This window comes from uncultured Methanobrevibacter sp. (assembly GCF_902774605.1).
Classification (GTDB): domain Archaea; phylum Methanobacteriota; class Methanobacteria; order Methanobacteriales; family Methanobacteriaceae; genus Methanocatella.
This window is the reverse complement of the sequence record NZ_CACYJE010000001.1, coordinates 75855-87330: the sequence shown is the minus strand read 5'-3', so window position 1 is coordinate 87330 and position 11476 is coordinate 75855. Positions and strand designations below refer to the sequence as shown.

The following is an 11476-nucleotide window of genomic DNA, read 5'->3' as shown; positions in this document are numbered from 1 at the left end:
AAAAAAATCAGCGGAAAACAAAACTTACACATAAGAAACTGGGAATGTCCGCATTGCCACACACACCACCACCGTGACCGCAATGCAGCCATAAACATCATAAATAAAGGATTACAAATCGTCGGGACGACGGTGCAGTAAAAAAACTCCAAAAGAAATATCTAAAATTTTTTTTGGTTTGCGAATCCCCGTCCTCAACAAGACGGGGAAGTTCAAGACTACTCCAAGGGATGTGTGAAAAATAATGGAATTAATCCAATAAGTTAATAATGTATCCTATATAATTATTATAATATGAGAATCATACTAGCAGGAACCGGCAGTGCCGTTGGAAAAACCACTATCGCAACCGGTATAATGAAGGCATTAAGCGAAAAGTACAATGTCCAGCCATTCAAGGTGGGACCGGACTACATCGACCCGTCATACCACACATTAGCGACTGGAAACACTTCAAGAAACCTGGACTCCTTTTTCATGAAGGAGGGGCAGGTCCGTGACTCCTACCTCAAGGGAATGGAGGGAAAGGACATTGCAGTCATCGAGGGAGTGAGAGGACTGTATGAGGGAATCGACTCCATCAACGATATAGGAAGCACCGCTTCAGTTGCAAAATCCCTAGAGGCACCTGTGATTCTAATCATCAACTCAAGAAGCCTCGTCAAAAGCGCCGCTGCACTCGTTTTGGGCTTCAAGGCTCTTGATCCGGAAATAAACATTGCCGGAGTTATCCTGAACAAGGTGAAAAACCAGGCCCATTATCTCAAGACCAAGCGGTCAATAGAGGAAATCACTGGAACCGAGGTCATCGGAGGGATAAAAAGGGATGACACTATTTCAATCGAGCAAAGGCACTTGGGTCTTGTTCCTGCACGTGAAAGGGAAACCTCAATCAAATTCATAGACATATGGTCGAAAACAATCCATGAATCAATCGACCTCGACAGATTGGTGGAAATAGCGAAATCCGCACCGAAAATCACCTCCGAGAGAATCCCGATCTGGAACAGGCTGAACAAGCAGCCGGTAAGGATTGGAGTGGCATATGATGAGGTGTTCAACTTCTACTATAAGGAAAACATTGAAGCCCTCGAGGCGAACAATGCAAAAATAGAGTACTTCTCACCATTAAATGATGAAACACTACCTGACGTTGACGGACTATACATCGGCGGAGGCTATCCTGAACTCTTCTCAAAGGAATTATCAGACAATAAGCAAATGCTTAAAGACATCAAAAACTTCCACAATGACTCAAGACCTATATTTGCGGAATGCGGGGGACTCATGTATCTCATGAACTCCATCCACGACGATAAAGTGGTTGACATCTACCCTTACAAGGCCGTGCTGACCGACCGTGTCCAGGCGCTCAAGTACACTATCGCAGAGGTGCAGGAGGACAACATCATATCCAAGAAGGGAGAGGTCTTCCACGGCCACGAGTTTCATTACTCCAAGGTCATTGTAGATGAGCTTAAAAATAAGTTGGCATTCAAGGTTACAAGAGGCAAGGGCTCATACGATAACATGGATGGTTTCATGGAGAAAAACACTCTCGCAAGCTACGTTCACACTCACGTGGCAGCGATGCCTGATTTCGCAGGAAACCTATGCATTTCCGCCCGTGAACTGGAGGATTAGATGAGGATCAAAATCGATTTTTTCAATCCATTAATCGTGGTAGTTGGAATACTTGCTTTCCTGGCGATGGGTTATATAGGATCTTTCAACTACCGATTTGAAGACCCATTGAGCTGGCAAGTGATACTTACCGTGATATTCGCATGCATAGTCTTCACTATCGGCTATGCCATTGTCAAATATAAAGTGAGCATCCCTGAAAAGCGGGAAATCGATTTTATCTCTGAAAAACTACTTTTAACACTCACAGTCATAGCCTTAATATTGCAGGCATTTAACCTAGTTCTGCTTGGAGGCATACCATTATTCAACAGCACACTGAAGGCAAACGCCACCACCAACATCTGGAGAATAGCCTATCCCCTGTTTCTGATAACACTTAACCTGCTGCTTGCAAAATACTACGACCGCAAGTACCTGAGCCTTATAGTCATTGGAGCATTGATATTCGGCTTGAACGGTTACAGGACATCAGTATTGGGAATAATGGGAAGCTCATTCATAACACTATACTATTTAAATAAGATTTCAAGAAAATTTGGAATAGCTTTCATAGCAATCATAATCATCGGATTGATGGGTGTCGGCTACATCGCATCCCAGTCAATAGCAAACCAACACTGGACGCTGAACCCGTTGGAGCTAATATTCTACCGCGCCGGATTCACATTGGAAGTTTTCGAGAAAATAATCCCCCTGGCAGGCACCACCCACGGGCATATTCTGGGTATGATCTTTTCATCCGGAAGCCCAAGGACATTCATAGGAGAGTACGTCCTCAAATACACTGTTTGCCTGACATCAACACTATTCGGACCGGTGATGCTTGATTTCGGATACGTTGGACTGACTATCCAGATGCTTTTCATGGGCGTGTTTTTAGGATTGCTACATAAGGCAAAAGAAGGTTTTGGTGTTGGAATCTACGCATTCATCCTGACACACACAATAATATGGATTGAAACCGGACCGACTGACATAATGATCTGGTTCTTGTATTTGATAGGATTAATCTATCTAATTATACGATTAAAGTAATCCGAATGTTTTAATTGGAATATATATTATATCGTCTTTTTTTTCTATTTTTTTTGTAGTATTGGATATGATTATCCCATGAGAAGAATTTAACTTATTCATCGCTCCTTTGATTTGATTCTTATTCTTTTTTCCAAGTCCTACTTCAATGGGTATCGGTTGATCAAATTCCTTTTTAATGATAAAATCAACACTGTTTTTACCTAATTGAAAATATGTATCAAAATCAAAATAATTTTCATTATTCATTACATTAAATAGTGATGATGCTACAAAATTTTCCAAAAGTATGCCATCATAATCATCTTTTTTAATTGAGGAAACTCCAAACTGCTTGTTTATTGCATGACGAATGCATGGACTGGCAAAGTAATACTGCCAAGATTTTCTTGCACGGCCATTAGCACCAGCATAAGGTTCATAATGAAATATCAACTGTGTTTTTTCAAGTAAACGCAGCAATGAACCGACAGTTGAATAGGGTGCTTTAATAATGTCGGCCAAAGTATTTTGTGATGTTTCACCAGGCCTTTTTTGCGCTAAAAATTTTAATAACCTTAAGGCTTGATCTTCAGCATTTGTTGTAATATTTTTAACGGCAGCTAAATCCTTGGTTACTACTGTATCAACTGAACGGAATATTTTCCTATACGATTTCCTTGGATTTTTATCATGCATGACTAATGGCAATCCCCCAATCCTGAAATAATTTTCCCAATCATCGGTAGTGTAATCTTTTAGATTTAACAAATCTGAATTAATTTTACTCTCAAGAATAACTGCATCTTCTATTTCAGATGTGAAAATCATATTTAGCAATGATTGTGACATAGGTCCAGCATCATAATCATATTTTAATTTGAGATATTGTGAAAAATTAAGTGGACAAATGGTTTGATTGATCATTCTCCTTGAGGATTCTTTATCAAAATCTAATTTTATAGCGGATGAGCCGGTGAAGACCATGAATATTTTTTTTGACAAATCATGAATTATTTTGCCTGCAAGCGACCAGTCTTTATCAAAATGGGCCTCATCAATTAGCAGAAAAATTTCTTTATTCAAAGTTTGAATTGATGAATTATGAAACTCCCTAATATAATATTCAATTGCTTTTAAAATATCGCATTCATGCATTGTTTTTTTCAGATAATCACAGGAAATATATAATATTTGATTTTGATTGATTTTCTTATCATTTAATAAATAATCATAAATTTGATATAATATTGTTGTTTTTCCAACTCCTCTTAAACCTGGCAAGACAATATACCGGTCAATATTATCTCCTTTAATAAAATCATCGATTATATCTGTAATTCCTTTAAAATCATTTCTATGATTAAATTTTTTATTTTTGTGGGTTAATTCTTCATCAAGTAAAATTGGAACGTAATTTATTTGATTTTGCAAAAAATCATGTAATGCATTTTCTTCTTCATGATTCATGTCAAACACCTTAACTAATATATTAGTTGTTAATATATAAATAATTAACTAATATATTAGTTATAAATTAAATTATGATAAAAAATATATATTTGAAAAAATCAAAAAAAAAAGAAAAAAAACCACATGCATTAATCTTAAATGAAGATCAATAAGATCAAGATTATTAGGGAAACGAAGAATATGAATGTTCCTTTAACGATGAAATCAGTGTTCCTATCGGTGTACAATGACAGACCGTAGGACAATAAGAGTGCAACTATCATCTCAATCAAACCGGTCATTCCGGAATCCATCTTAAGCAGGCTGCCTGCTATGAATGATATGAGATATGAGAATATCACAACAAGTATGATCAATACGACCGGGTTTCTCAGAAGGGTTGCAACCAGCGGGTTTGACAAGATTCCTCCCCTTGGTCTTGTATCGTAATTGTATAAGTTGGTTTGAGCATAGGGATCCCTTGCAGGAGGATGATATACACGGTTCAACAGGCTTCTGGGATTCATGTGCTGCGGCTCATCGACCTGCCTGTACAAGGTGTTCTTGTAAACGGCAGGGTTGGCATCCCTTCTCTGCATGATATACTCCATGTCTGAAGCGTCATAATTGTATTCAGGATACTCCTCCTCAATGTACTGGCCGGCACCGCCGTCATAGGAAGTGTTGTCCAGTGTTGTCTGCCTGGTCCTGTCCTGATATTTCTTTGCAAGCTCAAGCAGACCGTCACGGTCAACCAATTTGATGTTTTTCCTGAGGGCATAGTTTCTTGCCTGCTCTGAGAAATAACATGAGGCGACGATTGTCACCTTGGAAGCCTTGATGCTTGCCTGCACATCTTCCATCTCCTTCAATACATCGACACCTATTTGAAAAGTTTTATCATAATTCTTGCATGCTACAACTACTCCAAAATCCCCAATTGTTGTAGGTAGAAGAGCATATATGTCAATGACTTTCTGTGAGGTTTTAAAATTCTTATAAACCTTAAAACCTGAGTCCTCCATTACTTTCGCTATAAAATTAATCAATTGTGGTTTTTCCAAGTTTCCACCCGCATGTGTTTTTTACAATAATATTATATTTTATAATCTAAATTGTTATTAAAGTTTTTTATGATTCAAAAAATATTTTAACAAAGTGCACTATTAATAAATATATGAAAGCTTTAATCAGTAATGATGATGGAATAACCGCTTCAGGAATACTTGCCTCCAAAAAGGCAATGGAAGACCTATGCGAAACATATGTCATAGCACCGGAAACACAGCAGAGCGGAATAGGCCATGCATTAACATTATACGACCCATTAAGGATTAACGAGCATGTCTTAAGGGACGGAAGTATCGGGTACGGAGTCACCGGAACACCGACCGATGCGGTGACACTGGCATTATTCGAGATAATGGATGAAAAGCCCGACATAATGATATCCGGGATAAACACAGGCTTCAACATCGGAAAGGCGGAGCTTACAACATCCGGAACACTGGGCGCAGCGATTGAGGCGGCAAGCTTCGGCATCCCAACAATAGCCGTTTCACAGGAAGTCACCCGTGACGACATCAAGTTCGAGAACGGAGCAAACGAGGTGGACTTCTCATTTGCCGGTAAAATGCTCAACAAGCTGGCAAAAACAGTTCTAAAAAAAGGTCTGCCTGAAGGGATTGACTTGTTGAACGTGAATGTTCCTGCCAACCCGTCAGACGATAAGTTTGAAATAGCCAAACTCAGCGAAAGAATGTACGTTCCAGTCATCGAGAAGAGATTGGATCCGCGCGGAAAGCCATACTACTGGATTGGCGGCGAACCCTACGATTCCCATAAGCCCGGAAGCGACGGTCACACGTTGAGCGTACTCAATAAAACAACAATAACTCCATTAAAAATAGATTTGACTGGAGATATAAAAGAAATTAGGGATTTCCTAGAGATTTAAATCTTTAAGAATCTTATCCCTTTCTTCACGAAGTTCATTCAATATTTTCTCATCATTGCATCCGTCTTTTTCAAGCTGAGCCAATGTTCTGGTTATAGCTTCTAAGTTGCTTTCTAATTGATTAATTGCCATACTATACTATTAAATCATTAAAGTATATAAAGTTGAAAAATATATTATAATATACTATTTAAGGATGGAAAAACATGACAGAAAGAGACCAAGTAAACAAACTATTCAGACAATTTAAAAACAAGAACGTGCTTGTTGAGTTAAGAGACAATAATAAGGCTGAAGGAAAAATTATAGCCATTGACAATTACTTGAATATCGTCTTGGAAAATGATAAGGGTATTGAAACCCTAAAAGGCGGTAATATCGTATTCGTTAGCCTAAACGAATAACACTCATCACCTATTTTTTCAAATCAACCTCAACACCTAAAATCTCATCAGCACCATTAAAGACGTCACGTGCAATCTGCGCCGCACCTATGGCGCCGGATTCCTTGGAAATCACCTTCAAATCGTATTTGCCCTTGAAGTACCTGTTGATTTCATCCTGGAAGTTGAATGGTTCGGTGGCGCTTCCAATGGAGCCTGTTAAGACTATTCCCTCAATCTCGTTTTCACACACAACATCCAAACCGGCAATCTCCATTGCGACAGTCATTATCAAAGTGTCAATGGCCAGTTTAGCCTTCTCATCACCGTTCCTGTAGTTTTCAAGCAACTGGTCCTTCATATTTGCGACCTTGCCGTCAATGCCCGCTATCTTGATTGCCCCACCGTGTGAGAAGCACTCGTTTGCGGTGCGCCTTCCCTCATCGATGTCACGTATCATCTCCAGGTCCAATGGACCGTGAACGACACCCATCGCTCCGATGCAGGCATCCATCGCACCCTTGATTTTAGAGTCCTCAATGAGTATGTCGACACTGTTGGAGGATATGTCTGCGACTATGAAATTACTCCATCCGGATTCCTTGAGGGCATTATAGGATATGCTGATTTTCTCAGGGCTTGCCTGATGAGAGTAGGCTGCGTTGAAGAGTTCATTAAGTGAAGTGGAGTTCTTGTGAAGTCCAGGTATCATGACTGTTGGAATGTCTGAGCTTTCAAGCTCTGAGAACACTAAGGTTCCCCCGCCGGTGACCTTTCCGGCACCGTTTATGGATAATATTCCCCTGTCCTCGACCTTGTCGATCGGCAATATCTTGTTGAATCCGTCGCCCATGGCGTATGTGATTGCCATTAGCTTGACTTTGCTCAAGTCTGTTCTTTTTGACAATTCCTCGATGGCTGAAACCTTGCCTGACTTGGAATCCTCCCTGTCGATCTTGAATATGTCTATTGTTTCGCCGTCCTGTGACATTATGCAAAAGGATATGCCTGTTGTGCCGTGATCCATTCCAATGAAAACCATGAATAAAACTCCCCCATTTTAAGTATTAATATTAAAATCAATGGTTAAAAAATGTTTTGTTAACAAAAATAGAATTGCAATAAAAAAAAAAAGTTTAAAAGATGATTGTTTAATCATCTTTTTGTAATCCACAGGCTTTTCTTAGTCTTTCACCGACGATTTCGATTTCTTTTTGACTTTCAGCCGCTCTCATTTCCTTGAGGTTAGCGCCGTCGGTGGCGTTTTCTTCAGCCCATTGTTTTTTGAATGTGCCGTCTTGGATTTGTTTCAAGGTTTCTTTCATACCTTCTTTTGCTTCATCGGTAATGATTTTTTTACCTCTGGTTAATCCACCGAATTCGGCAGTGTTACTTACATCTGTCCACATTCCGGCAAATCCTTTTTCGTAGATTAAATCAACGATGAGTTTCACTTCGTGACAGGTTTCGAAGTAAGCGATTTCAGGCTGGTAACCTGCTTCCACGAGAGTGGTGAATCCTGCATTGATGAGTTCAGTGATTCCTCCGCACAATACGGTTTGTTCACCGAATAAGTCAGTTTCGGTTTCTTCTTTGAAAGTAGTTTTTAAAACTCCTGCTTTGGTTAGGCCGCATGCTTTTGCCATGCCTAATGCTAATTGTAAAGCGTCACCGGTTGCGTCTTGTTCAACTGCAACGAGACCTGGAATACCGAATCCTTCTTCGTAGGTTTTTCTTACCATGGATCCTGGTCCTTTTGGTGCAAACATTACGATGTTAACATCTTCACCAGGTTTGATTAATCCGAAGTGAATGTTGTAACCGTGAGAGAATGAAATGGTGTTTCCGGCTTCAACATATGGTGCGATTTGTTCGTTGTAGACTTTTTCCTGGATTTCATCCGGAAGAAGAATGTGGATGATGTCTGCTTCTTTAGCTGCATCTTCAATGGTTTTTACAGTCATTCCATCTTCTTTTGCTAAGTTCCAAGAACTACCATTTTCTCTTACACCAACAATAACATCAGCTCCACTGTCAGCCATGTTTCTGGATTGTGCTCTTCCTTGGGAACCATAACCGATTACTGCAATGGTTTTTCCTTCAAGAGCATCTGTATTTACATCGTTGTCGTAAATCATTTTCATTTAAAATCATCTCTTAAATTGTATTATATAAGTTAAGATATCTAAAATATCACTTAATAATTATGATTTTCAATATTAATAAAACTAACCTAAATATAAAAAATATTTTACAAAAGTAGAATTTAAAAAAATAAGAAAAAATAGATGGGTCTAATAGCCATCTACCAATACTTTCAACTCACCGGTTACGATATCGATGATTAAACCGTGCACCGGCACATCAGGGATCAGCGGATGGTTCTTGATTTTTTCACAAACATCAATGACGTTTGCCTCTTCGGACTCGAAACCGCCAATCCATTCAGCCAAATCGTATTTGGCAATGTCTTCCTCTTTAATGCCGCGTGCTAGCATTTTTTCTTTCAATGCTTCAGCGTCGGCTCCTGCCATACCGCATTCGGTGTGACCTACAACCATTACCTCTTCAGCGCCAAGGTTGTATAATGCTGCACCGATGGATCTTATTGCATCTTCCCCTACAATGGAGTTTCCTGCGTTTCTGACGATTTTTGCATCTCCCCTTTTAAGACCGAGTGCAGGTTCGAAAAAGTCGATGAGTCTGCAGTCCATACAGGTCAATATTGCCAGTTTTTTGGCTGCATGGTGTGACATTTCTTCGCCTTCAAAGTTTTCCACAAATTCCTTATTGTCTTTTAATACGTCTTCTAATATAGTCATTTTTCATACTCCCCTTGACATGGCTGTAAGGCCTGTGCGGGCTATTCTTTTTATGCCAAATGGCTCTACTAAAGATATGAATGCATTGATTTTCTCCTTATCCCCGGTTAGCTCAACCATTATTGACTCTTCTGTAACATCCAATATGTGAGCTCGGAAGATATTGGTGTACTGCATTATCTCTGCTCTTGCCTTAACGTCCGGGATATTAACCTTTACAAGGCACAATTCCCTTTTGACTGCTTTTTGAGTAATATCTTTAATCTTGATAACGTCAATTAGTTTATTCAATTGCTTGGTGACCTGCTCAAGTCCCTTCTCATCTGCATGGACGGTTATCACCATACGGGATTGTCCCTCGACCTCTGAGTTTCCAACGGTTATGCTGTCAATGTTGAATCCCCTGCGGTTGAACATTCCAGCAACCTTTTGAAGGACCCCTGGCTTGTCTTCAACGAGTGTTGAAATAATGTGATATTGCTCTTCCATCTAAATCACATCCTTTTCTAGTTTGTACTCACCAATCATTTCATTTATTCCGGCTCCAGGCGGAAGCATCGGGAGGGCCTCCTCGGAGTCTATCACAATATCCAATAGGATTGGTTCATTATCCTTGATTGCTTTGCTTAAAGCCTCTTTTGTCTCTCCAGGCTTGGTTATTCTTGAAGCGTTCACGCCAAAACTTTCCGCCAGCTTGACAAAGTCGGGACTGTTGCCCAATAGTGTCTGTGAGTGTCTTTCATTGTACAATAGGCTTTGCCATTGATACACCATACCGAGTGTCCTGTTCTCCAATACAATTGCAATTACCGGTATGTCATACTCATGAACTGTTGCCAGTTCCTGACAGACCATCAGGAATCCGCCGTCACCGTTGATGGATACAACCGGGTCTTCAGGGCATGCGACCTTTGCACCGATTGCTGACGGGAATCCGAATCCCATGGTTCCAAGCCCTCCGGATGATATGAACTTGCGCGGCTTTTGAGTGTCAAAGAAATGAGCGGCCCACATCTGGTTCTGACCCACATCTGTTGTAAGTATTGAATCAGGAGTGAGGACTTCTGCAATCTCCTTGATTACAGCCTGCGGCTTCAACGGCACGTCATCATAGGTTACGCGAGGCAACAGTTCCATTTTTTTCTGCCTTATCATGTCTGTCCAATCGTTAACCTCTTTTGATGGCTTGTAATCGTTCAATAATTTATTCAATGATTCCAATACGTTTCTAGCGTCACCCACTATCGGAAGGTCCACCTCAACATTCTTGCCGATTTCAGCAGGGTCAATGTCAATGTGGATTACTTTAGTGTCTGGAACGAAACTGTCCAGCCTTCCGGTTGTCCTGTCCGAGAACCTTATGCCGATTGCAATCAGCAGGTCTGATTCGTTGACGTAATCGTTTGAAACCTTCCTTCCATGCATTCCAAGCATTCCCAATGCCAAATCATTGGTCTCATCAAATGCCCCCTTACCTAAAAGTGAAGTCATCACAGGCGCGTTAATGGTTTCAGCCAATTTCTTCAACTCACAGCATGCATTGGACATGATAACGCCTGCACCGGCAAGGATCATTGGCTTTTTGGCTTCGCGGATTAAGTCACGGGCCTTCTTGATTTGCCTGATGTTTCCCTTGACGGTGGGATTATATCCAGGTGTTTCAATCAATGAATCGTCGAATCCTGTAAGCTCGCCTTCCTGAACCTCCTTGGGAACATCGATGAGGACAGGCCCTGGTCTTCCAGTGGAAGCGATTTCAAAACTGGACTTGACGATTGAAGGTATCAAATCAGGGTTTTTTGGCTGGAAACTATGCTTTACGATTGGCATAGTGATTCCAACAATGTCCGCTTCCTGGAAAGCATCATTTCCGATTAGGTGAGTGGGAACTTGACCTGTAATGGCCACGATAGGAGAGGAATCCATGAAAGCTGTTCCAATACCTGTTACAAGATTGGTTGCCCCCGGGCCGGATGTTGCCAAGCACACTCCCACACGACCTGATGCCCTTGCATATCCGTCAGCTGCGTGAGCTGCGGCCTGTTCGTGTCTTACAAGTATATGATCAATGTCTGCATCATATAGCATGTCATAGAATGGTATGGTCTGTCCGCCAGGATAACCAAATATTGTCTTAACCCCCATGTTCTTGAGGGATTCAATTATCGCTTCTCCGCCTCTCATTGTAAAAACCTTTTTTC

13 protein-coding genes are annotated in these 11476 nt (G+C 40.6%); 5 read left to right on the top strand and 8 right to left on the bottom strand.

What is annotated here, in order from left to right:
• Positions 1-6 precede the first annotated feature (6 nt).
• The 3 genes from QZU77_RS10805 (at position 7) to QZU77_RS00380 (ending at position 2682) form a co-directional block, all read left to right on the top strand.
• Positions 7-141 carry a zinc ribbon domain-containing protein gene (locus tag QZU77_RS10805; RefSeq protein WP_366208848.1) on the top strand — a complete coding sequence of 45 codons (135 nt, stop codon included), beginning with the start codon at positions 7-9 and terminating at the stop codon, positions 139-141.
• 153 nt (positions 142-294) lie between these two features.
• A complete protein-coding gene (gene cfbB, locus QZU77_RS00385; RefSeq protein WP_295598317.1) occupies positions 295-1644 on the top strand; it encodes a Ni-sirohydrochlorin a,c-diamide synthase in 1350 nt (449 codons plus the stop codon).
• Positions 1645-2682, top strand: a complete 1038-nt coding sequence (locus QZU77_RS00380; RefSeq protein ID WP_295598314.1) for an oligosaccharide repeat unit polymerase family protein — start codon at positions 1645-1647, stop codon at positions 2680-2682.
• Here QZU77_RS00380 and QZU77_RS00375 read toward each other — a convergent pair.
• Positions 2674-4131: an ATP-binding protein gene (locus QZU77_RS00375; protein WP_295598311.1), complete on the bottom strand. Its 1458-nt coding sequence runs from the start codon at positions 4129-4131 to the stop codon at positions 2674-2676. The two genes, QZU77_RS00380 and QZU77_RS00375, sit on opposite strands and share 9 nt — an antisense overlap.
• Positions 4132-4268: 137 nt before the next feature.
• A complete protein-coding gene (locus QZU77_RS00370; protein WP_295598307.1) occupies positions 4269-5177 on the bottom strand; it encodes a restriction endonuclease in 909 nt (302 codons plus the stop codon).
• 113 nt (positions 5178-5290) lie between these two features.
• On the opposite strand from QZU77_RS00370, the gene surE reads away from it, so the two are divergent.
• Positions 5291-6070, top strand: a complete 780-nt coding sequence (gene surE / locus QZU77_RS00365) for a 5'/3'-nucleotidase SurE (RefSeq protein WP_295598304.1) — start codon at positions 5291-5293, stop codon at positions 6068-6070.
• Here the strand turns inward: surE and QZU77_RS00360 are convergent.
• Positions 6059-6202, bottom strand: coding sequence for a hypothetical protein (locus tag QZU77_RS00360; RefSeq protein ID WP_295598300.1), 144 nt, complete (start codon positions 6200-6202; stop codon positions 6059-6061). The genes surE and QZU77_RS00360 overlap by 12 nt on opposite strands.
• 74 nt (positions 6203-6276) lie before the next feature.
• On the opposite strand from QZU77_RS00360, the gene QZU77_RS00355 reads away from it, so the two are divergent.
• Positions 6277-6474 carry an LSM domain-containing protein gene (locus QZU77_RS00355; RefSeq protein ID WP_295598297.1) on the top strand — a complete coding sequence of 66 codons (198 nt, stop codon included), beginning with the start codon at positions 6277-6279 and terminating at the stop codon, positions 6472-6474.
• Positions 6475-6484: 10 nt separating this feature from the next.
• Here the strand turns inward: QZU77_RS00355 and QZU77_RS00350 are convergent, their stop codons facing one another.
• The 5 genes from QZU77_RS00350 to QZU77_RS00330 form a co-directional block, all read right to left on the bottom strand.
• Positions 6485-7495 carry a methanogenesis marker 12 protein gene (locus QZU77_RS00350; RefSeq protein WP_295598294.1) on the bottom strand — a complete coding sequence of 337 codons (1011 nt, stop codon included), beginning with the start codon at positions 7493-7495 and terminating at the stop codon, positions 6485-6487.
• A 109-nt stretch (positions 7496-7604) separates the two neighbouring features.
• The gene (gene ilvC, locus QZU77_RS00345) at positions 7605-8597 is read right to left on the bottom strand and encodes a ketol-acid reductoisomerase (protein WP_295598291.1); all 993 of its coding nucleotides are present in this window, start codon (positions 8595-8597) and stop codon (positions 7605-7607) included.
• A 150-nt stretch (positions 8598-8747) separates the two neighbouring features.
• Positions 8748-9275, bottom strand: a complete 528-nt coding sequence (locus QZU77_RS00340) for a carbonic anhydrase (protein ID WP_294999379.1) — start codon at positions 9273-9275, stop codon at positions 8748-8750.
• 3 nt (positions 9276-9278) lie between these two features.
• Complete coding sequence (gene ilvN, locus QZU77_RS00335; RefSeq protein ID WP_295598288.1) at positions 9279-9764, bottom strand: acetolactate synthase small subunit; 486 nt, start codon at positions 9762-9764, stop codon at positions 9279-9281.
• Positions 9765-11459: an acetolactate synthase large subunit gene (locus tag QZU77_RS00330; RefSeq protein WP_295598285.1), complete on the bottom strand. Its 1695-nt coding sequence runs from the start codon at positions 11457-11459 to the stop codon at positions 9765-9767.
• Positions 11460-11476: the final 17 nt, after the last annotated feature.

What these genes read in the sequence shown, in the direction of transcription:
- cfbB (WP_295598317.1), top strand. Translation starts at nt 295, where the DNA reads ATGAGAATCATACTAGCAGGAACCGGCAGTGCCGTTGGAAAAACCACT.
- ilvC (WP_295598291.1), bottom strand. Translation starts at nt 8,597, where the DNA reads ATGAAAATGATTTACGACAACGATGTAAATACAGATGCTCTTGAAGGA.
- QZU77_RS00375 (WP_295598311.1), bottom strand. Translation starts at nt 4,131, where the DNA reads ATGAATCATGAAGAAGAAAATGCATTACATGATTTTTTGCAAAATCAA.
- QZU77_RS00330 (WP_295598285.1), bottom strand. Translation starts at nt 11,459, where the DNA reads ATGAGAGGCGGAGAAGCGATAATTGAATCCCTCAAGAACATGGGGGTT.
- surE (WP_295598304.1), top strand. Translation starts at nt 5,291, where the DNA reads ATGAAAGCTTTAATCAGTAATGATGATGGAATAACCGCTTCAGGAATA.
- QZU77_RS00360 (WP_295598300.1), bottom strand. Translation starts at nt 6,202, where the DNA reads ATGGCAATTAATCAATTAGAAAGCAACTTAGAAGCTATAACCAGAACA.
- QZU77_RS00380 (WP_295598314.1), top strand. Translation starts at nt 1,645, where the DNA reads ATGAGGATCAAAATCGATTTTTTCAATCCATTAATCGTGGTAGTTGGA.
- ilvN (WP_295598288.1), bottom strand. Translation starts at nt 9,764, where the DNA reads ATGGAAGAGCAATATCACATTATTTCAACACTCGTTGAAGACAAGCCA.
- QZU77_RS00340 (WP_294999379.1), bottom strand. Translation starts at nt 9,275, where the DNA reads ATGACTATATTAGAAGACGTATTAAAAGACAATAAGGAATTTGTGGAA.
- QZU77_RS00350 (WP_295598294.1), bottom strand. Translation starts at nt 7,495, where the DNA reads ATGGTTTTCATTGGAATGGATCACGGCACAACAGGCATATCCTTTTGC.
- QZU77_RS00355 (WP_295598297.1), top strand. Translation starts at nt 6,277, where the DNA reads ATGACAGAAAGAGACCAAGTAAACAAACTATTCAGACAATTTAAAAAC.